Genomic DNA, 24085 nt, shown 5'->3' with positions numbered 1-24085 from the left:
CGGGCGACCGGCGCTGAACGGACCGGCCACGCTCAAGCGCCGGAAGGCTGGCCGTTAACTCAGGAAGTGAACTATGCGCGGTAGTCTCGATCTCAACGAACTGTGGCAGCTGATGGCGCAGGCCACGCTGGAAACCCTCTATATGGTGGCGCTGGCCGGGGTATTTACCCTGCTGTTCGGGCTGCCGCTGGGCGTGCTGCTGTTTATCAGCCGCCGTGGCGGCATCCTGCCGCTGCCACGGGTCAATGCGCTGATCGGCACCCTGGTCAATATCGGCCGCTCGCTGCCGTTTGTGGTGCTGCTGATTGCGCTGATCCCCTTTACCCGACTGGTGGTCGGCACGACGCTCGGCAGCAGCGCGGCGGTGGTGCCGATTACGCTCGGCGCGGTGCCGTTCTTTGCCCGCATTGTTGAGAGCGCGCTGGATGAGGTGGCGAAAGGGCGCATTGAAGCGATTCTGTCGATGGGCGGCAGCGGATGGCACGTGATCAGCAAAGTGCTGCTGCCGGAAGCACTGCCCGCGCTGCTGGCCGGCGTGACGCTGACGCTGGTGATGCTGATTGGCTTCTCCTCCATGGCCGGGGTGATCGGCGGCGGCGGGCTGGGTGACCTGGCGATCCGCTACGGCTACCAGCGATTTAATCAGCCGGTGATGATCGGCACGGTGGTGGTGCTGGTGCTGCTGGTGCAAATCGTGCAGATGACCGGAGACCGGCTGGTAAGACGGCTGGCGCACCGCCGTTAAAGCAGCCCAAAGCGCGGCTGGCGGTGTATACTGTCTGAATTGGTTACACTTTTGCTATCAGACAGTACAGGACGTGTCATGGAAATACGCAATGCCAGCCAGGCGCACTGGTGTCAGGCCGCCAGCTACGGCCTGATTTTAATCGCACTGTTTGCCATCTTCCCGCTGCGGCTGTTGCCGTGTTTTCTCGCCGGATTTATCGTCTATGAGATCATTCTGGCGCTGACGCCGCTGGTGGAGCGGCTGGTAAAGGGGCCGATCGCCCGCTGGATCAGCATCCTGTTCCTCAGCGTGGTGATTATCCTCGCGCTGGTCACCGGCATTACGAAGATCATCACCTTCCTGCTGCATGATTTCCAGAACCCGGCGCAGTTCCACGCCACCGCCACCAAGCTGCTGGTTGACGCCCAGCACACGCTTTCGCCGGTGATCACCCGCTATCTGCCGTCGGATATCGATGAGCTGCAGCACCAGGTGGTGACCTGGCTGCGCGAACACCTGGTAGTGGTGCAGACCTTTGGCCGCAACGCCGCCCATACCTTTGCCACTATGCTGATCGGCATGCTGCTCGGGGCGATTGTCTCGCTGCGGCCTGCCTCAAAATTCCGCTCCGACGCGCCGCTGAAAGAGGCGCTGCTGGACCGGCTGACCAACCTGGCCGCTGCGTTCCATAACGTAGTGTTTGCCCAGATTAAAGTCTCGCTGGTGAACACGGTGCTGACCTGTGGCTTCCTGTTTGGCGTACTGCCGCTGTTCGGCCTGCACTTCCCGTTCGCCAAAACGGTGGTGGTGCTGACCTTTGTTGCCGGGCTGTTGCCGATTATCGGCAACCTGATCTCCAATACGGTGATTGTGCTGATCGGACTGTCGATCTCGCTGGAAGCCGCGCTGATCGCGCTGGTCTACCTGATCCTGATCCACAAGCTGGAGTACTTTATTAACGCGCGTATCTTCGGCACCCGTATCAGCGCCAAAACCTGGGAGATCCTGCTGGCGATGCTGGTATTTGAATCGGCCTTTGGCCTGGCCGGGGTGGTGGCCGCCCCGGTTTATTACGCCTATTTGAAAAGTGAACTGCGCGAGGCGAAGCTGATCTGACGCCGGGCGGGCACTTTGCCCGCTCATCCATCGTTCAGACCTTATGATGCCACTGTTTTTATTAAGAAGTCGTCCCTTCGCGATGCGACAGCCTGTTATAAGGCGTATTGCTCTGCGTTCTGCCTGGCCGTAGCAGGCCAGGGGCGCCTAAGGCTGTATTGCGCTAACGGTGCCGCGAAAGAGTTCATCCTGGTTTTTACATTACGTCCGCAAATCTGAAGAGTTCGGGGTTAGGTTACATTGTCACTTTTTAGCTCGTTTTTACACCAGGTTCTGGCGGCGATGCCGTTATTTATGCTGATCGCGCTGGGCTGGCTGCTGGTGCGCTGGCGCAACTGGCCGGAGACCATTACCATCGCCCTTAACCGGGTGGTGTTCCGCCTGGCGCTGCCGGCGATGCTGTTCCGCCTGATGTGCGACTTTAGCGCCGGCCCGGCGGTGGACGTGCGCCTGCTGCTGGCTTTCTTTGGCGGCTGCCTGCTGGTATTTATCTTCGGTCGCCTGATCGCCAGCCGGGTATTTAAGCTCGACGGCGTGGCCGGCTCGGTATTTGCCCTCGGCGGTATTTTTTCCAATAACGTGCTGCTGGGTATTCCGGTGGCGAAGGTGATGATCGGCGACCAGGCGATGTCGTCGGTGGCGCTGGTGCTGGTATTTAACGGCCTGCTGCTGTGGACGCTGGCCACCGCCTCGGTCGAGTGGTACAGGCACGGATCGCTCTCCGTAAAGGGCATTGGCAAAACCACCGTCAGCGTGCTGCGCAACCCGCTGATTATCAGCATCCTCTCCGGCACCGCCTTCAGCTTCAGCGGCCTGACCCTGCCGACAATCATCGACCGGCCGCTGACGATGATCGGTCAGATTGCCGTACCGCTGGCGCTGATCGCCCTTGGCATGAGCCTGGCGGTGTACCGCATCCGCGACGGGCTGGCCATCAGCTACACCCTCAGCGCGATTAAGCTTGTCGTGATGCCGCTGGTGGTGTGGGCGCTGGCCGCGCTGCTCGGCCTGCCGCCGCTGGAGAGCAAAGTGGTGGTGCTGCTGGCGTCGATGTCGGTCGGGGTGAATGTGTATCTTATGTCGCAGCAGTTTCAATCACTTACCGGGCCTGCCGCAGCGAGTATGCTGATTACCACCGTTTTTTCGGCAATAACTACGCCAGTTCTGATACTTACGATGGATGGGGTGTATGGCTGAGAGGGGCATGGAGCTGTTGCAAGGCATAACTCTGCCCATTCCGCACGACCGATGCCAAACCGAACCGGTCAAAGAGGTAGAGTAGACAGCGGTATTTTTCATTTAAGGATATCTATGTTGTCTGCGATAGGGTTGCTGCTAACCGCCGTCTATGTAATAGCATTGACGCTGGTAATTTCATTTTCCAGTCTTACACCGGTGACCAGCTGTGCTGAGTTAGGCCTGTTTCTGGCCGGCGTTTTCTCACCGCCTGTGTTTCTGTGGCTTTATCTGGTGAATCTACAGCAACAGAAACAACTGAGACAGATTAACAGGGTGATTGACCTGCTGATTTCCGAACGTTGTTGTGCTGAGATGATTAACACCTCCGGGACACCTGCAGCCCCGGACCTGAATGAATGACGGACAGGGGGCGTACATTTATCCGCTAACGATCGAGGTTGATATTGCACAACCTGCTGGTGATGGTTAGCCAGCCTGATGAACGATAACGTTCGGATAGAGCCGTTGAAGGGGGAGAAGTTTATAATTCTGCTGATTAATCGGATCGCTTAACCCGAACTTATAACCGTTTAAGCGATCCGAACACTGACGACGTTATTTACCCAGCAGCTCTCTGCGGACAATATCAGCACCGGCGCTCAGGGCCGTCATTTTGCCTTTGGCGATACGGCGGGATAATGGGATCATGCCACAGTTGGTCGCCGGGTAGAGTTTGTCGGCATCGACAAACTGCAGGGCCTTACGCAGCGTGTCGGCCACTTCTTCCGGCGTTTCAATGATGTTGGTGGCCACGTCAATCGCGCCAACCATCACTTTTTTACCGCGAATCAGCTCAATCAGATCCATCGGCACGTGGGAGTTCTGGCACTCCAGCGAGACGATATCGATGCTCGATTTCTGCAGCTTCGGGAAGATCTCTTCGTACTGGCGCCACTCTGAACCCAGCGTCTTTTTCCAGTCGGTGTTGGCTTTGATGCCGTAGCCGTAGCAGATATGCACGGCAGTTTCGCACTTAAGCCCTTCAACGGCTCTTTCCAGCGCGGCGATGCCCCAGTCGTTAACCTCGTCAAAGAAGACGTTAAACGCCGGCTCGTCGAACTGAATAATATCAACGCCCGCCGCTTCTAACTCTTTGGCTTCCTGATTCAGAATTTTGGCGAATTCCCAGGCCAGTTTTTCACGGCTCTGGTAGTGGTGGTCATACAGCGTGTCGATCATCGTCATCGGGCCGGGCAGGGCCCACTTGATCGGCTGCGTGGTTTGCTGGCGTAAGAACTTCGCATCTTCAACAAACACGGACTTCTGACGGGATACGGCACCCACCACCGTCGGCACGCTGGCTTCGTAGCGGTTGCGAATTTTAACGGTCTTACGATTTTCAAAATCAACGCCGTCAAGGTGCTCAATAAAGGTGGTGACAAAGTGCTGACGCGTTTGCTCCCCGTCGCTGACGATATCAATGCCGGAACGCAGCTGATCTTCCAGACACAAACGCAGGGCGTCCAGCTTTCCGTCAGTCAGTTCCTGTCCCTGCAGTTTCCACGGCGACCAGAGTTGCTCAGGCTCTGCCAGCCATGAAGGCTTAGGTAAGCTGCCGGCGGTCGAGGTAGGTAATAACTTTTTCATAATAATAAAGACCTTATAATTTTGCAGATCAGGCAGCGTAGTTAGCAGACCACTGCTCAAGAATATGTTGGTACGGTTTAATGAAGTTCTCTTCAGTAAATTTACCCTGTTCAACGGCTAGCTGGCTGCGCTCCACGCGATCGTAAACAATGCGGGTTAAGGAGTGGTCCAGGTGATTCAGGCTTGGCTGATAGACTTCTCCGGCCGCCGAGTTGGCGTTGTAAATCTCCGGGCGGTAGATCTTCTGGAACGTCTCCATGGTGCTGATGGTGCTAATCAGCTCAAGATCGGTGTAATCATTCAGCAGATCGCCGCTGAAATAGAAGGCTAACGGCGCAGCGCTGCCTTTAGGCATAAAGTAGCGCGCCTGCAGGCCCATTTTATTGAAGTAGTGATCGGTCAGCGAAAGCGCATCCTGCTGGTATTCGAAGCCCAGTACCGGGTGCTCGAAGTCAGTGCGCTGGTAGATGTTTTTACTGGAGACGCTCAGGCAGATAACCGGGGCCTTAGTAAAGTTCGCTTTATAGTCGTCTGAGTTAACGAAGCACTTAAATAAGTTGCCGTGCAGGTCGCCAAAGTTGGCTGGCGTGCTGAATCCGCTGTTGCTCTTATTATGCTCAGACAGCAGTACGCTGAAATCATAATCGCGGACGTAAGAAGAGAAGTTGTTGCCGACAATACCGTCAAAGCGTTGATTGGTTTTTTTATCAACGATCTGTGTTTTCAGAATTTCAATTGCCGGGAAGCTGTTGCCATTTCCTTCGATATCGATCTCAACGGAGACGATCTCAATGTCGACAGAATAGCGATCTGATGTTGGATTATCCCAGTGCGCAAGGGTGTTAAAACGGTTGTTAATCATCACCAGCGTGTTACGCAGGTTCTCCTGGCGTTTTTCACCGCGGGCGAGATTGGCAAAATTGGTGGTGATGCGCGTATTGGAGGACGGGTTATAATCTTCATCAAAGCTGATGCGTTTAACAGTAAAGGCAAATTCTGTATTCATATTAATCGGTATCCTGAGTCTGATATTAAACCTGAATTAATTTCTTGCTTTTCAGGATTTTTAAATTTTGTCTTTATCACCCAGTAGTCTTGATGTAGGCTACTGTTAATAACATGATGTTATTTATGCCAGAGTTGTGACTTGAGTAAAAGTGATTAAATTTCACAGCAACATGAGCGTTCTTCATGATCGTGGTGAGAGACGCCATCAGCGCTAAGTTGTTGATGTAACTGCGGCGTTTTAGCGGCACAGACTGCGCTGAACAGCCTGGTAAAGCCTGAATGAATTTACGTCAGCTGTGAGAGACAGGCGGGCGCAGGCCCTGACGGGGCGAAGCGTGACATAAGCGATATCAGGCAGTGGTGTGCGTAGTCGTTACTGCCTGAACGTAGGTTTGAATCCTGCCCTGAGCTTTTTGTGAACTACCCACCCATAGATTGAACTGAACCCATAAAGTCGGGCGTTTTTTACGCCTCACACTGCTATTCAACCACGCTTGTGACTTCCCTTTACCGCCTCACGCCGTTAGGATCGCCGATAATTTTACTGACGGGAAGCGGGATATGAAAAAGATTGGCTGGCTGCTGGCCGCGTGTTTAGGTATTTCTGCCTGCGATTCAGGTTCGTCTCAGGCCGAAATTGAGCAGAAGGCGAGGGCCGGTGACAGCAGTGCGCAGGTCGAACTTTACCGGCTGTATCACTCCGGGCAGGCGCGCGGAGGCTCTAACCACGCTGAGGCAATGAAGTGGCTGAACAAAGCCGCGCAGGGCAACAACGCCGAGGCGCAGTATATGCTGGGCGTTATCTACTCTTCCGCTGAGTCGGGTGAAGCCAAAGACAACAACGCGGCCGCAGCCTGGTTTGAAAAATCGATCGAAAACGGCGGCAAGCCGGCCCTGTTACCGGCGGCAGTGTTCTTTAAGAACGGCTGGGGCGTCGAAAAGGATGAGGTCAGAGCTTTTGCTTATCTGCTGCTTGCTCAGCAGTTCGACAATAAAAAGGCTTTTTCTCAGGACGCCATCTTTCGCGGCGCGTTAACGCAACAGCAAAGGGACAACTCCGCAGCGCTGGCGCAGGAGATTAAGCAGAAGTATTACCCGCAGCCTTAGTTATCCCGCTGAAAACCCTGCATCCGCGGGGTTTTCAGTTTGATGCAGCAGAATTGGCTGGCTGTCATCTCCAGGTCTGAACTTCCTGCCTTCTGATAACGTCGCCCGGCGGCCTTTAATTTTAACCGCTTTACAGCCAGTAATCAGCCAGATACCCACGGGAATGACAAAACCCAACAAATCCCTCCAGGTAATTTTTATCTCAGCGTGTTAGAGTGGGCGTTCAATACATGACCGGAACAGCTTTATGGACACCGGATTTTACTGGATTGGAACGGGGTTATCTAAACCTCAGGTTTGGTTTTACCGTCATCAAAGCGGATTCTTCAAACCTGCTAATGCCGTACCTATGACACTGACCCGATTTGAAGCAGAAGGGTTTAAATTTCTTAGCGAAAAACTGACCTTTCCTCATTTCTGACCGGAGCCGCCACAGGGCGGTTTTTTTCTGCCCTTCGCCATTTCCCCCTTACCGATAAATTTCACCAATCTGAGCAACACGTACAACCTGTTGGGCTTTCATAACCCGCTGCCACATAATTACGGCATGACAACTTATCGCGTAAGAGTAGGGTTCCACAACCCGTCAGCCCTGACCTTCAGGCAGCTGGATGAGATCTTTGCGCCACAGCATATCGTACGTTGCGCAAAGCGGGGTGGCACGTTCCGCTATTTTATGGATTACCACTATGAGAGCGAAGAGAAGGACGTCTGCTCGGTCTGCGAACTGGCGTACAGCCACGCCTGCAGGGTGAAGAAGTGTCCGCTGGTGCTGGTTGAAGAGCTGGCGCCCCCATCGGAGAGTTATTGATTAAGCAAAGTCTGACCTTAACTGAGCGTGTTGTCGTGCGGGTAGTTAAAGAGGTTTACCTGCATTGCCTGACGGCAGCCAGTTGCGGATTTACCGAGCAAACCGGCCGGGTGAGGGGCAACGATGTGTATCACGCAACCCTTATTAGTTACAACATACCTATTATCCTCAATAAAGAGAGTGCTTCGGCAGCGGCGGTGTTAATTTCTGGCTAAGCAGGTTTTAATGGCCCGTTTAGCCAGCAAAGGGAAAACCGCGCCCTCGCTGGCCTTGGTTTATATCGTCAGCCTCTGACCGTTGAGTTCAGCTGAATTCGCCAGCAGAGCGTGTTACTCGGCCAAGGTTCGTTCAGCATGCAGGCGCCGTAATGTCGCCTGGCCGAAGCTGCCTGAACCGATCCCTTAGCGCCGCAAAGTCCCCTTAACCTCATGCGGCTCCGAACGCAGATACTGTGGAGCAACGCGAACCTGTGCATTAAGCGCGGCCGCTGCGTGCCATGGCCAGCGTGGGTTATAGAGGATGCCGCGCGCCAGCGCTACCAGGTCGGCGTCGCCGTCCTGCAGCACCGCCTCAGCCTGATGCGGGTCAGTAATCAGCCCAACGCCAATCACCGGGATAGATACCTGCTCACGGATGGCGCGGGCGAACGGCAGCTGATAGCCCGGCCCGACGCTGATGGCCTGAGCGGGGGAGAGGCCGCCGCTGGAGATATGCAGGTAATCACAGTTCAGCGCCTGCAGGCGCTGGCTGAAGACGATCGACTGTTCCACGTCCCAGCCGCCCTCCACCCAGTCGGTGGCCGACAGGCGTGCGCCAACCGCGACCGCTGAAGGGACCGCTTCGCGCACGGCCTGGAACACTTCCAGCGGGAAGCGCATGCGGTTTTCCAGCGAACCACCGTACTCGTCGCTGCGCTGATTGCTCAGCGGCGACAGGAACTGGTGCAGCAGGTAGCCGTGCGCGGCGTGGATCTCAATCAGTTCAATGCCCAGCCGCACCGCGCGCAGGGCGCTATCGACGAAGGCCTGTTTTACCGCGGCCAGACCGGCCAGGCTCAGTTCTGCAGGCGGTGCATCACCATCGGTAAACGGCAGCGCCGATGGGGCCACCGTCTGCCAGCCACCGCGATCGCTGGCCAGCTGCTGACCGCCCTCCCAGGGCACCTCGCTGGAGGCCTTGCGCCCGGCGTGGCCTAGCTGAATGCCAAGGCGAATGGGCGACCAGCGGCGAATATCGCCAATTACCTCGCCCAGCGCGGCTTCAGTGGCGTCATCCCACAGCCCGAGATCGCCGGAGGAGATACGCCCGATCGCTTCGACGGCGCTGGCCTCTATGATCAGCAGCCCGGCACCGGAGAGCGCCAGCTGGCCAAGGTGAATACGGTGCCATGAGGTGGCAAGGCCGTTCTCAGCGGAATACTGACACATCGGCGCAATCACGATGCGGTTTTCAAGTTCAAGCTTACCAATGCGTGTCGGACTGAACAGTTGACTCATTACTACCTCATATCTCTGAAGGATTTCTCATTATCGACCGTGCGCAAGGCGGGTCGATTCAGGATTAAGCGTAAACCTAAACGACTGCATCTGCTGCCAGCCACCAGTAATGATGGTCGCAGGGTGCGAACGTCTCACTCACTCACAGAGGGGATGGTAATCAATCCAGAGTATGAAGCGTAAAGCGCTGTGTGCTGAGCGCTGGCAGCCCGCCGTGTTATGTCATTGCCGGCTGGCATATGCACAACAGAACTGCATAACGTCATCGCGTAACAGCAAAATCTGAACGGTATGCCGTATGCGGAGATGGGATAAGCGCCGCTGTAGGTGTCTTTACAGTGGTTTACATTTTACGGGTTAATCTTATCAGTGACAGAAAAATGTAACTTAACTCAATTTAAAAACAGCCACTTAGAGAAGCGCGATCTTATTGCCTGTGGTCAGCTGGTAACCTTCAACGTCGTCAGTGGTCATGAAAATGTCATAAACGCCATCGATACTGCGCTGCGAAAACTGCAACAAACTTAAACATATCAACAATCTTTGCAATGATTTGTTGTGATGAAATTTTACACGGAGAGTCTCATGGTTAATCAACACACCCCCGCCAGTGCCACCGGTCTGTTTCGTAAACGTTACCTTGCCTTGTGTATGTTATCGGTCACTGGCCTGAGCGTCGCACAGCCGGCACTGGCGGCTGAAACCAAAGCGAAAAACGTGATCGTGATGATTAACGACGGGGCGGGCTGGGGGACCTGGGATGCCACGGCTTACTGGCAGTATGGCGCACGTGATAAAACGCCGTACGCCGGTTTCCCGGTGAAGTTTGCCATGACCACTTTCCCACTCAACGCGTCGAAAAAAGCCACCCATAACGCCGACTCGCTGGTTAACTACGACCCGCAGAAAGCCTGGGACATCACCCCGGACGCGGCGAATAAAGATCTGCCGTTCAAAGGCTATGAATATCTCGCCACTGAGCCCACCGACAGCGCCGCGGCCGGCACCGCGCTGGCTTCAGGGATCAAAACCTATAACAACGCCATCAACTACGACAATAACGGCAAGCCGGTTGATTTCGTTACTCTTGTCGCAAAAGCGCAGGGTAAAGCCACCGGCGTGGTCACCAGCGTGCCGTTTTCCCACGCCACGCCCGCCGCGTTTGGCGCTCAGAACGCCTCGCGTAACGATTACCATGCCATCGCCCGCCAGATGCTGACCGAAGGCAAACTGGATCTGATTATGGGTACCGGCCTGCCGGGCTTTAACGTTAACGGCACCGCCTGTGACAAACTGGCGAAGGACGAATCTGAGGTTGGCTGTGGCAAAGACGCTAACAGCTATCTGGCCAAAGAGGAGTGGGACGCCCTGCAGACAGGCAAACTCACCCCGGCCAATGCCACCAGCCCGTGGAAAGTGTTGCGCAGCAGCGAAGAGTTCAGCCAGCTGGCCAGCGGTGCCCTGAAATACGATGGCCCGCTGATCGGCTCGCCTGAGGTTGCGCCTAACGGCACCTTACAGCAGGGCCGTCAGGCCACCATCACCGGCAAAGACAGCACCACGCCGTCTGGCGATGCTTACATCCGCAGCGTGCCTACGCTGGCCACCATGACCGAGGGTGCTATCCGGCACCTGAGCAAAAACGGCAACGGTTTCTTCGTGATGGTTGAAGGCGGAGCCACCGACTGGGCGGCGCACACCAGTAACGCCTGTTCCGGCAAGGGCGACTGGGGCAATTCCTACAACCCGAACTGCACCGGCGTGGAGTATGGCCGGCTGATCGAAGAGACCGCCGACTTCAACAACGCGGTAAGCGCCGTGGTTGACTGGGTAGAGAAGAACAGCAGCTGGGAAGAGACGCTGCTGATCGTTACCACCGATCACGACAACGGAATGCCGATGGGGGCGGACGCGCAGAAAACCGCCTTCGAAGCGGTGGCGAATAAAGGAAAAGGGCAGATGCCCGGCATTTCCTTCCGCCCGACCGGCAACCACTCTAACGCGCTGGTACCGCTGTGGGCCAAAGGCGCGGGTTCTGCCGCCTTCACTGCCCGGGTTCAGGGCACGGATGCCGGTTATGCCAGATACGTGGGCCTCAGTAACGGCGCGTATATCGATAACACCGACGTGTTCAAAGTGGTGAAAGCCGCGCTGGAAGGATCGGCGGTTGAGCAAATCGCGCGGTAACTCTGCAACGTTCCATCCTTTTCCTGAAACCGGCCACCGTGCCGGTTTTTTTATTTAGCGTGAGCTGAGTTGAGAAATTGCACTAATCCTGTTGCGAATAAATCGTATGTTTCATTATTCTATTTCTGTGGATTAACCATTCCATTTTATGCTCATCCGAACCTCTTGCCCGCGGAGAAGAATAATGAAACATCTTAAAAAGTTAGTACTGGTAGCTGCCCTGGGTTTTTCCGCGTCAACGCTGGCCGAAACCATCGGCGTATCTATGGCCTACTTTGATCAGAACTTCCTCACCATCATCCGTCAGGCGATCGACAAAGAGGCCAAAGAGCGCGGCATCAAGGTGCAGTTTGAGGATGCACGTGGTGATGTGGGCCGTCAGACTGACCAGGTGCAAAGCTTTATCAGCGCCGGGGTGGACGCGATTATCGTCGATCCGGTCAACTCCGCCGGCACTCCGGCGATGACCAAACTGGTGAGCGCGGCGAAGATCCCGCTGGTCTACGTAAACCGCACGCCGGGTGACGTGAAGCTGCCGCCGGGCGTGGTATTTGTCGGCTCCGATGAGAAGCAGTCCGGTACCCTGCAGATGGAGGAGCTGGCTCGCCAGGCCAACTATCAGGGTAATGTGGCGGTGATGATCGGCAACCTGAGCGATGCCGGCGCGGTGCAGCGCACCAAAGACGTCGAACTGGTGGTGGCCAAATATCCAAAAATGAAGGTCGTACTGAAGCAAACCGCTAACTACTCGCGTAACGAGGGCATGGATCTGATGCTCAACTGGCTGACCAACGGTGAGCAGGTGGATATCGTCGCGGCCAACAACGATGAGATGGCGATCGGCGCGATTATGGCGCTGCAGCAGGCCGGTAAAAAAGACAGCAAAATTCTGATCGGCGGCATTGATGCCACCCCGGACGGCCTGAAGGCGCTGGCCTCCGGCAAGATGCAGGTCACGGTATTCCAGGATGCGGTTGGGCAGGGCAAAGCCTCGGTGGATGTCGCCCAGCGGATGATTAAAGGTGAGAAACTCGACTCCTACCACTGGATCCCGTTTGAGCTGGTCACCAAAGAGAATATGAAAAAGTACGAAGAGAAGTGATTTTCGGTCATCATGGCGAAAAAAAGTTGTTATCGTTCTAGTGCAAAGGGGCCTCTGGCCCCTTTTTTCACAGCGATGCACCACAGGAATACACCATGAGTAAGAAACTGATTATCGCCGGCGTGGTGGCACTTATCGCCACTTACGCCGGGCTGCGTCAGCCCGACGGGCAGACTTCTCATTCAGCCACGGGAACAATGGCGGATACCGCGGCGAGGTCAACCCATTCGGGCTCGGCCTCCCGCGCGGAAAGAACGGAAACCGCTGGTTACGGCTCGGTAGCCAGAGGCGCTGGCGGGGAAAGCGAGCGTGGATCAGCAGCGGGCAGTCCGGCCACCACTATCGATCGGCTCACCGCTGAATCGCGGGTGGCCAACTATATTCAGCAGCATCAGCGGCTGCCGGACTACTATATCCGCAAGTCGGCGGCGCGCAGACAGGGCTGGGACCCGGCAAAAGGTAACCTGTGTCAGGTGCTGCCGGGGCGGGCGATCGGCGGCGATCGCTTCAGCAACCGCGAGGGCGGGCTGCCGGAGAAAAGCGGCCGCAGCTGGTATGAAGCCGACGTGAACTACCAGTGCGGGCGGCGCGGCGCCGACCGGCTGCTGTACTCCAGCGACGGGCTGATCTTCGTCACCCGCGATCACTATCGCCGCTTTGAACAGGTGAAATAAGATGCGCGAAGAACGCTTTGATCTCAGCGAGGTTGCGGACGCCGCCGATTTCTACCGCCAGTTTGCCGCGCGTTTTGAGCTGAATTACTTCGGTAACAATCTTGATGCGCTGTGGGATGTGCTGACCGGTCAGCTTAATCTGCCGCTGCGGGTTACCCTGTGCCATCTGCGGCAGCACCCGCAGCGGCCGGCGCTGGCGAGGATAGTGCAGGTGATGCAGGAAGCAGAAGCGGAGACCGACGGAGACTTTTCCATCTGTGATGATGAGGGCTGAATTGCTCGCACCTGGTGTGGAGCGGTCAGCAGATATCGGAATACCGTCATCTGCTAAACCACAGCATGTGACAGTGTCACCATTTGAGTGGCGCTTACGGTTCTGTCGCTAAGTCAGCAGACGTTTCCGGGCTACGCAGCACAATCGCATAGCCCGGAACGCCCCCCACATTTACCGTCGAATCATCGCTACCGTCTGCGCCAGCTGTTCGCGCTGTTCCGGGCTGACTTCACGTGCGGCGGACCAGCCGGCGTTTTGCACGATCAGCGTATTCAGCCCGACCAGCCAGTCGTAGATGTAGAAGGCCGCGTGGTTGTTCGGCTTCAGCGCCAGCCGGGTCAGGCGCTGGCCCGGTCCGAGGCTGCCGGTCTGCACTTCCGGCTTGGCGAAGATCTTCTGTCCGCGGTTGATGCGGCTCTCCGGGCGTTCGGCCTCCGGCAGCTGCTGGAAGCCGAGCCAGGCGATAAAGTCGCCGATCACGCTCAGCGCCCGCGACACCTGGCGGTCGGCGACCTGTCCGGCCGGCAGGCCCTGCGCGTCGTCGTTGGCCAGAATGCGCGCCAGCGCCGGTTCCACCCCCTGACGCACGCTGGCGGTGATCAGCTCGCTGGTCAGCATCTCCAGCGTCGGTTTGCTGACGCCGAGCAGCTCCAGCAGCGGGCCGTTTTCCGGCAGCTGGCGCAGCTGGTTTACCCAGTAGCGGTACACCTGCTGGGCAAATTCGGCATCGTGGTCGACTTCCGGCACGCTGTGATAGCTGGTCTGCACCGCCGTCAGCGGCGTTTCGCTCAGCAGGTCGATGGCCACGCCGATGCCAAACGGATCGTCATCGCTGATGCTGTACTCATCCGCCGTCAGACGTTCGTTACGCTGCTCACGCTGTAAAAACAGGTGGCGTAGCGTATCGCGCACCGGCACCAGCCGCTCCAGCAGCTCGCCGTGCATGCCGGTGCGGGTCTGCAGGGCCTTCAGCAGGGATTCGGCGATGCGCAGGCGGGCCGCGGCGTCGTCGGCTTCCACGTTTTGCGCCCACTGGCCGAGCAGGTTTTCTGCCAGCTCGCGCTGCACCTCACTGCGTAACACCTCAATCCGAGCCAGCTTTGCCTCGCGCAGCACCTCGTTGGAGAGGTAGCCGGCCATGCGCTGCACGCCTTTCTCATCCATCGCCAGCATCGCGCCCCAGGCATCGCCGGGTTGACCGACGAAGCGTTGCACGGCGGCGTCATGGTTGTGGCCGTGGGTCAGGCGCTGATCGAACGGCGTCATCGCCCAGATCAGGCCGGGCTTGCGGCCGCTGCGCTGCTGGCTGCTCTCGCCCTGGGTCTGTCTGACCCACTGGTCGAGCAGGCGGCCGACCAGCGGCGTCTCCTGGCGATGGCCGGAGGCGCTGCACACCAGAAGGTGGGTCAGCGTCTGCTGCCGGGTCGCGCGCTGCAGCAGCAGCGGGCGGCGCGCCTGCAGGAAGCCCAGCGCCAGGGCGTGCTGCTCGTCCTCCGGCAGCACCGAGGGCGTCACCAGGCCGGGATAGTCAAGCAGGTCGACTTCGCTGAACAGCGCTTCACGCGGGGTGCTGTAAAGCGGCAGCAGTACCTCACGGCACAGCAGGGTTAGCTCCGCCAGCGCGATATTCACCGCCGGCAGGGTGCGCCCCTGGTGCAGCGGCGCGACCTGCACGATCAGGTCGCTGCTGGCGTTAAACTGGCTGACGCCGCTGTCGTTAAGCAGGCTGAACGACGGCTCATCCAGCACGCCGATCGGGGCAAGTACCCGGCGGGCGCCGGCCAGATGGTGCAGGGCGTGCGCCAGCTGGCGATAGAGCGCGGTCAGCTGGCGATCTTCGCCCCACAGCAGCGAGAACAGCCGCGCGCGCTCGTCAACGCCGAGCAGCGGCGCCAGCTCCACCGCCTGCGGCCAGAAGTGGCTCTCCAGCGCCGGGTCCTGGCGGCGCTGCAGCTGATTTACCTGATCCCACAGCGCTACCACCTGCTGCGGGGTAATGCCGGCCACCGGCTCCGCCTGGCGGTAGGGCGCCACGTTCTGCAGGCGTTCGTTCAGCTGCGACTCATCGGGCGCGGCGGCGCGATCCGTCTGCGACTGGCGGTACTGCAGCGCCAGCACCGCCACCAGTTCAGTCTCGCTCAGCAGGTCCAGCCGCACCGGCCAGCTGCTGTCGCTGGCGTGCTGCTGTGCGCTGAAGCGCAGTACCGGCGCGGCGGTGTGCTGCTGCGGGTTGAGCTGGCTGGCGTAGTCCAGCACGCTGTTGCCCAGCGCGCACTCCAGCCGCCCTTTATCGCTGGCCGCCAGCCGGGCGATCAGATAGGACTTACCCTGCTGCGCCAGGCCGAACAGGCCGATGGCCGGAGGCTTCTGCACCGCGCTGACCAGCGCGCTGGCCTTATTATGCTGGCGCAGCAGCTTGACGCTCAGCGAGTCGGCTTCCAGATCCAGCCGCGGTGACTGCTGGCGGTTGAGTTCCAGCCAGGCCAGCGCCTGTTCGATGCCCTGCGTCAGGGCGTCACGTTTTTTCACGGCCTGGGCGGAGAGAATTTGATTAATTGATTTCATTTACGGTACACGCTCCCGCTGTCGATCCAGTAATGTGCCATGCCGGAGCCGTTGCTGGCCAGGGTGTTCAGGCTCAGCCGCAGGTGTTCCAGCGGCACCTGGCTGCCGTCATCGAGCTGGGCGTCGGCCAGGGTGAAACGCTCGGGGCCAAACTCGCCGAACGGTCGGCTGACCGCCAGCTTGACACGCAGCACCCGGTCGCCGGCCACGCTGCGCGCCAGCTGCGGATCGACCAGCGTCAGGGTATAGAGCGGCGAGGCCGGCCAGCGGTCGTTATCCAGCTGGCGGAAGCCGAGCGTCAGCGCGCCGCGCACCTGGAAGCGGTTGCGCACTTCAAGGTTGAAGTTGTGCTGGTCAAGGTCAATATCGCTGTACCACACGTCCTCTGCCTTCAGCGCGCCGGTAGCGTCGAGCATGCCAAGGTAGCGGATAGTGGAATAGGGCTGAAAATCGCCGGCCTTAAACCAGAAGTTGGCCAGCCGCAGGTCGAGCGACAGCAGGCACAGCATCGCACCCACCGCGGCGGTCGATTTCGGGTTCTCAATTTTCCCCTGCTTGTTAAACGGATACCAGTCGTTGGTGTGGTAGCCGTCCAGCGACAGGATGCGGCTGACCGGCAGCGGCTGCAGGTGGCGGAACAGCGCCTGCACGCCGGGGAAGCGCGACGGGCGACCGGTCAGCAGCAGCACGTCGCAGTCATACACCGCCACCACTTCCGACATCGAGCGCAGGCTGTGGGTGATATTCATGCGCGGCGAGAGGAATTCGGCGTGCAGCTTGCTCAGGCGTACCACCAGCGGCACGTTCATGACGTCAAACCGCGCGGCTTCCGCCGGCAGTTCGCGCTGGATCTCACGATTAACGTACTCCAGCAGCGGGTCGGTCGGGCGGTGTTCGAGCAGTTCAGCAAAGCGGGCGTCGATCTCCGCCGCCAGATCCAGCGGGTCGAAACGCTCGTAGGCTTCGAGGATCGCCTGGCCAAGCGGAATAAACAGCTGCAGCGTCACCTGCTGGCGCAGGGTGGAGTGGCCGTCAAGGCGGCCTTCGTGACCGAACAGCCGGGTCATCACCGCTTCCGGGTTGACCATGCCGGCCTGGCGGAAGGACGCCTGCAGCGCGGGCAGCACGTAGAGCTGGATCACGTCGAGCAGGATATCGTCACCGGCCAGCTTAAAGCCTTCGCGGAACAGCAGGCGCGGCATGATTTTGACGTTGTTGCCGGCGCCGTCGTCCAGCCGGTACTGGGTGATCGCCAGGTCGGTGGTGCCGCCGCCGATGTCGATCGAGGCGATGCGCAGGGTTTTTCCGGCCGGTTCATCGGCGGCGCGGGCGCGGTCCGGGCGCGCCATGCTGGCGAAGAACGCCTCCGCACGGCCGCCAAAGTTGACCTGGGTTTCGTTATACAGATAGACCATCTGGCCACAGGTGGCTTCGTCCCACTCCATTTGCACCTCGGGCACCGGCAGCAGGCTGCTGGCGCGGTCGCTCTCGCTGCGGAAATCCTCATCCGCCGGGTGCCAGCCGAGCGCTTTCCACACCAGCGCGATCGCCTCCTGCATGCGGCGGCGGAAGATCTCCCGCTCGGGTTTCGGCATCGCGGAAGGCAGGGTGAGGATAATGTTACGCAGCTGACGCGGGGCGCTGCTGTGCAGCATCTTTTGCCGCTGCTGCGGGCTGTTCATCTGCAGCAGCGCCTGGGCCAGCAGCTCTGAGAGCATCAGGCTCATCAGCGAACTGCGGCTGTACTGCGCGGCAAATACCGGCAGCCGATCTTCCAGCGGCAGGCGGTAGAGCGGCTCGCCGTCGTCGTTGATCAGGCAGGTGAGCGGCAGCGCGATGGCCGCCGGCTCCAGCTGCTGATTGCCCGGCGTGCGGCTGAAGCGCCAGCCAGGCGTGTAACTCTCTTCGTCCCACAGGTAGCGGCGCGGGCTGGAGAGGCCGGTGGCCCCTTCGGTGCCGAGGCGCTGCTGGGCCAGCCTGACCGCTTCGCGTCCGACGCGAACGATCGACGGCCAGATAAAGGCGTCTTCCCGGCCGCTTTCGCGCGAGTAGTTCTGCTTGCCAAACTGCGCCAGCGCGAACTCCACCCGGCTTTCAAACAGCTCGTTATAGCGCAGGTGAGGTTCGCTCAGGTTGCGCAGCTGCATCTCGTAGGTGTGCTTCAGGCCCTGATGATCGTCGAGGTGATCTTCCACCATAATGCCGCAGGTGTGCGAGTTGCCGACGTCGAGGATCAGGTCGACGTTAATCGCCGGCTCCTGCAGCGTGGCGGCGCTGATCTTCAGCTCCGGCACGCTGAGCTGTTCACCGAGCAGCTGCAGGATATTCAGGTAGTGCGCCTGGTACTCAAATTCGCGCAGGGCGGTTTTGATATTGACCTGTGGCCGCTGTTCGCGCTCGCTGGCGCTTTCGCTGAACGCCTCGCGCAGCCAGCCGTCCACCCAGGTCTGATCGAGAAACTCGCCCAGCTCTTCGCTGCGGTGGGCCAGCGCAAAGCTGACGCCGTTGCGCACGTCGCTCTCGTTCAGCGCCAGCGCATCTTCGCCCTCCGTCGCCAGCCGGGTGTCAAAGGCCAGCACGATGCGGTGAGTGCGGCCTTTCTCGTCCGGTGCGTCCAGCGCCACCACCTGCACCCGCGCCCAGTTATCCGGGCCGCCGGTGAAGTTGCGCGGTGGGTTAAAGCGGAAGAACGGCAGCGGCAGCCACTGCCCGTTCAGCAGCGCCAGCGACTGGGCCAGCGGGAAGCTGAACTCCGGCTTCACCAGCTCCGGCGGCATGCCGGCGGTCTGCGGCAGCAGGTATTTGCCGCTCTGCGGATGATAATCCAGCCGCAGCAGCGGGCCGTTGGCCGTCTGGCGCACAAACTTGCCCGGCCAGTCGGCGTCGCAGACCGGCGTCAGCGCAAAATCAAGAAACTGAATACCGCTGTTCTGCACCAGCGTCATATTGGGTTTGAAATCAGTAATGGTTGCCAGCAGCATTATCGGGTCTCACGTTTCATGGTCATTGGCAGCACCGTATTGTTACTGTCGTTATAGCTGCCGTTACACTGGGCGGCGCCGGTCAGGCCCTGGCGGCACAACAGTTCCGGCATGCGATAGCGCGTACCGTCGCTGCAGCGGGCGGTGTTGCGGCTTTTAATCACCAGATTGCCGGACGGCATCACCGCCGCCTCAACGTCGGCGCGGCAGGTGACGCCGTCGCCCTGGGTGATGCGCGCGGTGCCCGTGCCGTTGCGCAGCTGGTATTTCAGCTGTGGCGGGCGGCCGGTGAGCGGCGCAGCCTGCTGCACGATCACTCGCCAGTTGCCGTTAAGGAACTTCGGCGAGCCGAGTCTGACCGCCTCCGCCGGCAGCACCAGGTCATCTTTATCCGGCGGCGGCAGATCGGCTTCCGGCTCTGGTTCCGGCGCGATCGCCGGTGCGGCGTAGGTGGCCGGGGCCAGCGGCAGCGTGCCACCGGTTGTGGCGGTTGCGCCCTGAGTCATTGCGGCTGTGGCCGGAGAAAGGGCGGTTGCGGTGCTCTGTACCGTGCCGGCAGAAGCCTGTCCGGCCACTGGCGCTGCCGGCTGACCGACGGATGCCGATGCTGCGAGCTGAACCTCAGAGGTGGCCGGTGCGGGGCTGGCGTTAGCCGCCGTCGCGGCTGCGGACGGGGTAGTCTCTGGTGCAGAAGCTGTAACAGCTGCAGCTGGCGTCGTGGTCTGAGCAACGGTTGAAACAGGGACAGACGCAGCAGCAGGCTGTGCCGAAGCCGAAGCCGAATCCGCCGGCATCGCGGCAGGTTGCGCCGCCGGGGCCGAAGCCTGCGGCTCAGCGTCGCCCATCGGTGGCAGCCACTGCACACCGATGGCGACCAGCATCGCCACCACCGGCAGCGCCCAGATATAGCGCATACCGCCGCGCGAGCGGCTCGCCGCCGGGCTGGTCGCTGCCGTCGGTGCGGATTCTGTAACGGTATTTACCGCCTCTTCCGGCTCATCGACGATCTGCAGCGGTGGAATAGCGGGCATCACCAGCGGTTCAGACAGGCTGGCCGGGGGGGCAGAGGGCGCTGGGGGGATTGCTGGCGTCGCAGCGGCCGCCGCCGCAGGGGCGACAGGCGCGGCCGAGGCGGCCAGCGCGGCAGGGGCCGCAAGGCGGGACAGCCCCAGCGCTGGCATTTCGTCCTCTTCCGCCAGCTGCAGGCAGTCCAGCGCGTCTTTGTGCGCGCGTTTTTCCAGGCTGACAAACCCCCAGAAGGTGATCACCGGCCTGCCGCCGACCAGGTAGACGTGAAACTCATCGGGGAACTGCAGCGCCTTACTCAGCAGCGCGCCAAACAGCCGCTGGCTGGGTTTCGCCGAGGCACAGGCCTGTTCGCTGAGCTGGAGCATCACCTGCTGGCAGGCGCGCAGCTGGGTCAGCGCCGCCGCCCGCGCGCCGTTGCTGGCGGCGGCCCAGGAGGTGACTTTGCCGCTGACCGGTGAATACCAGTCGAGGCGATCGCCGGCGTCGTTAGGCTGGGGGATCGCCAGACAGTCGGCAATCTGCGGCTGCTGGCGCAGGCGCAGCGTTTCCCGCAGCTGTAAGGCAGAAAGCCACAGCGGCTGGCCATTTTCACCGAGGGCCAGCAGCGCATCCAGGCTGCCGCTGCGTAAGAAGATTTTTGCCACGCAATAAGGCCTTATAGTCAGAGTTCGTTAGAAAAAACCACGTGTAATCAGCCTACTTTAGCCGGAGCGACTTAAATCAAATGCGTAAATAAGCGGTGAAACTGCCGAGTACTTGCGGCATAGGTCGTTGCATAAGCCAGAGGCGCTCAGTATGGTGTGCGTCCCACACGCTAACTGACCGGAATGAAATGACGAATCCTGGCTCAAAAGATCCCCTGCATGGCATTACGCTCGAGGCCCTGCTGAATGCGCTGGTTGCGCGTTACGGCTGGGCTGAACTGGCGCAGCGGGTCAACATCAACTGCTTTAAAAGCGACCCCAGCATCAAATCCAGCCTGAAGTTTTTGCGGCGTACCCCGTGGGCACGCGCGGAAGTTGAGGCGTTATACCTGGCCTTACAGGACGCACTGCAGCGCCATGCCAGACCTTCGGTTGCTCATCCCGCAGAGCAGGCTTCGCCGCCTGCCGGCCGTCCGTCTCGCGGCGCTGAACCAGCGAGCTGTGCCGATCGCGCAGATGTTACCCCGCCAGCCGGTTCTGCTGTGCAACAGCATGCCACGCCGCCTGGCGATCCTGCTAAGCAAGGTGCCCGCGCGCCCGCCAGTGAGGCGGCGGTGAAAAAAAGCCCCGAGCCTCCGGCTGAAGACCCGTGGAGTAGATGGCGGAAAGAATAATAACAGGCAGCGCTATTTCTTCAGCGGAAAAAGGCCGGCCAGCTGTTTGTGCTGGACCGTGCCACCGGCCAGCCGCTGACCAGAGTGGAAGAGCATAAGGTGCCGCGTGCATTTCAAATCCAAGCGCTATAATAGCTGCTTGCAGGATAGTTTTAATTCAAAAATAATCACTGGAGGTGAGGTTTGCGTTATGAAGTTCCAGCTAAGCAGCTTCAAGAAGAGAGTTCTGTTGGTTATAAGCCGACACCCACGGATGCGAGTTTTCAGTCCCCCAGGTATTAAAAGAACTCATTAAACTTCTACTGCATTCAATTTTAGATCCTTCACTTATCCCAACCCCTAAAAATTTTACCTACCACATCTACTGCTCAAATGACTGCAATGAAAAGGCTCTGAATTTAATTTACGGATTTCATCATCAAATTGAAATTCATATTGAAAATGGCGACATTGAAAAGTATGCAATAGGTATGAGTGAAGACTACGAAACGTTTAACAAGTTTCGAGATGCGATGCCGCTAAATGAGTTATACCTGTTATTAAGGTCTATAAGCGTCCGTTTTTCAGGTGGATCAGATCTGTCGGGTCGTATCTCAAAACATACTGACATTTTGCAGGGTTTTTTTAACATTCGCACCGTTGTTGATAACAGTGAAGCAAACAGAAAAGATGAAATCTTAAAAGAAGTTTCAGGATTTCTTATAGATACTGCAGGTAAAGTGCTCAATCGTAATTATTCAGATATTTATGGAGAGGGTAGTTTCTTAGCTACAAAAATAGGGTTGCTTGAAAGAATTCATCATGGTATTGACTCCATTGAGGAAGCAAAAAAATTAATGGACAGAGATTTGGAAGTGCTAAAGCCCATTATGGATAACGTTGAGTCAGAGTTGGAAGTGCTTCTACCCACCGCTCCCACGATTATTATCAAACAATCAGATTTTTTTGAGGACACTGCGCAGTTGCTTCGGGTTTTAGCAGACTGTGAGGCTATTGATAGTTCAAAACCACCCAAAAACGCTTAAACGTCGGCCCGTGCCTGTGGAATTTGATAAGATTGCCGAGGAGAAATTCAGCGCCCCCGCGTAACGCGGGGGCGCCTGACGCTGTTACAGTGCCATATCGTGCTGCGGGCTGTCGGCGCGCTTCTGCTGCGGGGCAGCATCAGCAGCCGGAGCCGCGTGGTTCATATCAATCACCGGAGGGGTGACCAGCTGCAGGGTCGCAGCCGTGTCGTTCCACACCTGCTGGGTCAGGCCAACGTTGCCGTTCAGCTCCTGACCGTAGCTTGGGATGATGCCACGGATCTTGCTCTGCCACTCTGGTGAGTTGAACTGCTCAGGGAACAGCTTCTTCATCACGTTCAGGGTAATAGGTGCGGCGGTGGATGCGCCCGGGGAGGCACCCAACAGGGCCGCTACGGTTTTCTGCTGGTCGGTAACTATTTCGGTACCGAGTTTCAGCACGCCGCCTTTATCCGCGTCCTTCTTGATGATCTGCACGCGCTGACCGGCCTGAATCAGTTTCCAGTCCTCTTTACGCGCGTTCGGGAAGTACTCCTTCAGCGCCTCAAAGCGGTCGTCATCGCTCAGCATCACCTGGCCGATCAGGTATTTCACCAGATCGAAGTTGTCCATACCCACGTGGGTCATCGGCATAACGTTACTGGTGGTAGTGGTGCTCAGCAGGTCAAACAGCGAACCGTTTTTCAGGAACTTAGTGGAGAAGGTGGCGAATGGCCCAAACAGCACCACGCGCTTACCGTCCAGGAATCGGGCATCGAGGTGCGGTACTGACATTGGCGGTGCGCCAACCGACGCCTGACCGTAGACTTTCTCCAGGTGCTGTCTGGTCAGCTCCGGGTTCTCGGTCACCAGGAAGGATCCACCCACCGGGAAACCGGCGTAGTTTTCACCTTCAGGAATACCGGTTTTCTGCAGCAGCTTCAGCGCGCCGCCGCCGGCACCGATAAACACGTATTTCGCGTCCACCGCGTGCTCTTTACCGCTTTTCACGTCGGTGATGGTCACATGCCAGGAGTTATCGTCGTTGCGCTTGAAGTCGGTCACTTCGGCCGAGGTTTCCAGCGTGAAGTTGGTGTCTTTCTTCAGGCTGCCGATCAGCTGGCGGGTGATCTCGCCGTAGTTAACGTCGGTACCGGCCGGCGTCCAGGTGGCCGCCACTTTCTGCTGCGGATCGCGACCTTCAATCACCAGCGGAGCCCACTGTTTGATCTGGTTCTGATCGGTAGAGAACTTCATGCCCTGGAACAGGGTGGTCTGCTGCAGCGCTTCGTAGCGCTTGGTCAGGTAGCTGACGTTCTGGTCGCCCCAGACGAAGCTCATGTGCGGCGTGGAGTTGATGAACGAATGCGGGTTGTTAAGGATGCCGCGCTTGACCTGTGCGGTCCAGAACTGGCGGGAGATCATAAACTGTTCGTTGATCTCCAGCGCTTTAGTCACGTCGATGCTGCCATCGGCGCGCTGCGGCGTGTAGTTCAGCTCCATATTGGCCGAGTGGCCCGTACCGGCATTGTTCCAGCCGTTAGAGGATTCCAGCGCCACGCCGTCCAGCTTCTCAACCATCAGCTGTTTCCAGCCAGGCTGCAGTTCCTGTAACCAGGTGCCCAGTGAGGCGCTCATGATACCGCCGCCAATCAGCAGAACGTCGGTCTTAGGGGTGGCTGGCGTTTCAGCATGCAGGCTGGAGCAGACCAGCAGCGCTGAGAGAGAAAGCAGGGGAATAAATTTAGGAGAATTCGACATTTTTATAACACGCATCAATACTTTTTTAAAAAATGAAAAAATATTTTAACGCACTTTGTTTTAGGTTGCCAGCAGAACAGCCCGGCTGAAAGGCGTCCG

At 58.5% G+C, this 24085-nt stretch carries 20 protein-coding genes and 1 pseudogene; 14 read left to right on the top strand and 7 right to left on the bottom strand.

The window, feature by feature from the left end:
- Nucleotides 1–73 precede the first annotated feature (73 nt).
- The 4 genes from ASF13_RS15585 to ASF13_RS15570 all read left to right on the top strand — a co-directional run bounded on the left by ASF13_RS15585 (nucleotide 74) and on the right by ASF13_RS15570 (nucleotide 3442).
- On the top strand, nucleotides 74–745 hold the full coding sequence (locus ASF13_RS15585) for a methionine ABC transporter permease (protein ID WP_056238032.1): 672 nt from the start codon (nucleotides 74–76) through the stop codon (nucleotides 743–745).
- A 78-nt stretch (nucleotides 746–823) separates the two neighbouring features.
- Nucleotides 824–1843 (top strand): AI-2E family transporter, encoded by a 1020-nt coding sequence (locus tag ASF13_RS15580; RefSeq protein ID WP_056238027.1) that lies wholly within the window; start codon nucleotides 824–826, stop codon nucleotides 1841–1843.
- A gap of 282 nt (nucleotides 1844–2125) precedes the next feature.
- Nucleotides 2126–3040 (top strand): AEC family transporter, encoded by a 915-nt coding sequence (locus ASF13_RS15575; protein ID WP_056238025.1) that lies wholly within the window; start codon nucleotides 2126–2128, stop codon nucleotides 3038–3040.
- Nucleotides 3041–3154: 114 nt separating this feature from the next.
- Nucleotides 3155–3442: a hypothetical protein gene (locus tag ASF13_RS15570; RefSeq protein ID WP_056238020.1), complete on the top strand. Its 288-nt coding sequence runs from the start codon at nucleotides 3155–3157 to the stop codon at nucleotides 3440–3442.
- Between the two features lie 195 nt (nucleotides 3443–3637).
- On the opposite strand, the gene ASF13_RS15565 is transcribed toward ASF13_RS15570, so the two are convergent.
- Entirely contained in the window at nucleotides 3638–4669 is a 1032-nt protein-coding gene (locus ASF13_RS15565; protein ID WP_056238476.1) for a methionine synthase, read from the bottom strand.
- A 28-nt stretch (nucleotides 4670–4697) separates the two neighbouring features.
- Nucleotides 4698–5675: a DUF1852 domain-containing protein gene (locus ASF13_RS15560; RefSeq protein WP_056238019.1), complete on the bottom strand. Its 978-nt coding sequence runs from the start codon at nucleotides 5673–5675 to the stop codon at nucleotides 4698–4700.
- A 563-nt stretch (nucleotides 5676–6238) separates the two neighbouring features.
- Here ASF13_RS15560 and ASF13_RS15555 point away from each other — a divergent pair.
- The 4 genes from ASF13_RS15555 to ASF13_RS24400 all read left to right on the top strand — a co-directional run bounded on the left by ASF13_RS15555 (nucleotide 6239) and on the right by ASF13_RS24400 (nucleotide 7810).
- Nucleotides 6239–6784 carry a tetratricopeptide repeat protein gene (locus ASF13_RS15555; protein ID WP_056238017.1) on the top strand — a complete coding sequence of 182 codons (546 nt, stop codon included), beginning with the start codon at nucleotides 6239–6241 and terminating at the stop codon, nucleotides 6782–6784.
- 247 nt (nucleotides 6785–7031) lie between these two features.
- Nucleotides 7032–7205: a hypothetical protein gene (locus ASF13_RS24405; RefSeq protein WP_156365603.1), complete on the top strand. Its 174-nt coding sequence runs from the start codon at nucleotides 7032–7034 to the stop codon at nucleotides 7203–7205.
- 126 nt (nucleotides 7206–7331) lie between these two features.
- Nucleotides 7332–7595 (top strand): hypothetical protein, encoded by a 264-nt coding sequence (locus ASF13_RS15550; protein WP_056238015.1) that lies wholly within the window; start codon nucleotides 7332–7334, stop codon nucleotides 7593–7595.
- Nucleotides 7592–7810, top strand: a complete 219-nt coding sequence (locus tag ASF13_RS24400; RefSeq protein WP_146005510.1) for a hypothetical protein — start codon at nucleotides 7592–7594, stop codon at nucleotides 7808–7810. Before ASF13_RS15550 ends, ASF13_RS24400 begins: the two co-directional genes overlap by 4 nt.
- Before the next feature lie 186 nt (nucleotides 7811–7996).
- Here the strand turns inward: ASF13_RS24400 and ASF13_RS15545 are convergent, their stop codons facing one another.
- On the bottom strand, nucleotides 7997–9091 hold the full coding sequence (locus tag ASF13_RS15545; RefSeq protein ID WP_056238013.1) for an NADH:flavin oxidoreductase/NADH oxidase: 1095 nt from the start codon (nucleotides 9089–9091) through the stop codon (nucleotides 7997–7999).
- A 585-nt stretch (nucleotides 9092–9676) separates the two neighbouring features.
- On the opposite strand from ASF13_RS15545, the gene ASF13_RS15540 reads away from it, so the two are divergent.
- From ASF13_RS15540 to ASF13_RS15525, 4 genes are all read left to right on the top strand, one after another.
- Nucleotides 9677–11278 (top strand): alkaline phosphatase, encoded by a 1602-nt coding sequence (locus ASF13_RS15540; RefSeq protein ID WP_056238011.1) that lies wholly within the window; start codon nucleotides 9677–9679, stop codon nucleotides 11276–11278.
- A gap of 184 nt (nucleotides 11279–11462) precedes the next feature.
- A complete protein-coding gene (locus tag ASF13_RS15535) occupies nucleotides 11463–12380 on the top strand; it encodes a sugar ABC transporter substrate-binding protein (RefSeq protein WP_056238009.1) in 918 nt (305 codons plus the stop codon).
- A gap of 95 nt (nucleotides 12381–12475) precedes the next feature.
- Entirely contained in the window at nucleotides 12476–13054 is a 579-nt protein-coding gene (locus ASF13_RS23670) for a ribonuclease domain-containing protein (RefSeq protein WP_056238007.1), read from the top strand.
- A gap of 1 nt (nucleotide 13055) precedes the next feature.
- Entirely contained in the window at nucleotides 13056–13328 is a 273-nt protein-coding gene (locus ASF13_RS15525; RefSeq protein ID WP_056238004.1) for a barstar family protein, read from the top strand.
- Nucleotides 13329–13499: 171 nt separating this feature from the next.
- On the opposite strand, the gene ASF13_RS15520 is transcribed toward ASF13_RS15525, so the two are convergent.
- Genes ASF13_RS15520 through ASF13_RS15510 form a run of 3 tightly spaced genes read right to left on the bottom strand, consistent with a single transcriptional unit; the run spans nucleotide 13500 to nucleotide 20547 of the window.
- Nucleotides 13500–15893 carry a virulence factor SrfC family protein gene (locus tag ASF13_RS15520; RefSeq protein WP_056238000.1) on the bottom strand — a complete coding sequence of 798 codons (2394 nt, stop codon included), beginning with the start codon at nucleotides 15891–15893 and terminating at the stop codon, nucleotides 13500–13502.
- Nucleotides 15890–18871: a virulence factor SrfB gene (locus ASF13_RS15515; RefSeq protein ID WP_235515028.1), complete on the bottom strand. Its 2982-nt coding sequence runs from the start codon at nucleotides 18869–18871 to the stop codon at nucleotides 15890–15892. The genes ASF13_RS15520 and ASF13_RS15515 overlap by 4 nt, the downstream gene beginning before the upstream one ends.
- Nucleotides 18872–18873: 2 nt before the next feature.
- Nucleotides 18874–20547 (bottom strand): SrfA family protein, encoded by a 1674-nt coding sequence (locus ASF13_RS15510; RefSeq protein WP_056237997.1) that lies wholly within the window; start codon nucleotides 20545–20547, stop codon nucleotides 18874–18876.
- 188 nt (nucleotides 20548–20735) lie between these two features.
- Between ASF13_RS15510 and ASF13_RS15505 the strand changes: the two are divergent.
- Nucleotides 20736–20951, top strand: a pseudogene (locus ASF13_RS15505) (VF530 family DNA-binding protein); the annotation flags it as partial.
- Nucleotides 20952–21691: 740 nt separating this feature from the next.
- Nucleotides 21692–22246 (top strand): hypothetical protein, encoded by a 555-nt coding sequence (locus tag ASF13_RS15500; protein WP_056237995.1) that lies wholly within the window; start codon nucleotides 21692–21694, stop codon nucleotides 22244–22246.
- Between the two features lie 84 nt (nucleotides 22247–22330).
- Here ASF13_RS15500 and mqo read toward each other — a convergent pair whose 3' ends face one another.
- Complete coding sequence (mqo, locus tag ASF13_RS15495) at nucleotides 22331–23986, bottom strand: malate dehydrogenase (quinone) (RefSeq protein WP_056237993.1); 1656 nt, start codon at nucleotides 23984–23986, stop codon at nucleotides 22331–22333.
- Nucleotides 23987–24085: the final 99 nt, after the last annotated feature.

This window comes from Erwinia sp. Leaf53 (assembly GCF_001422605.1).
Classification (GTDB): domain Bacteria; phylum Pseudomonadota; class Gammaproteobacteria; order Enterobacterales; family Enterobacteriaceae; genus Erwinia.
Note: the sequence above shows the minus strand (reverse complement) of the source record. Positions and strands in the feature narration are given on the sequence as shown.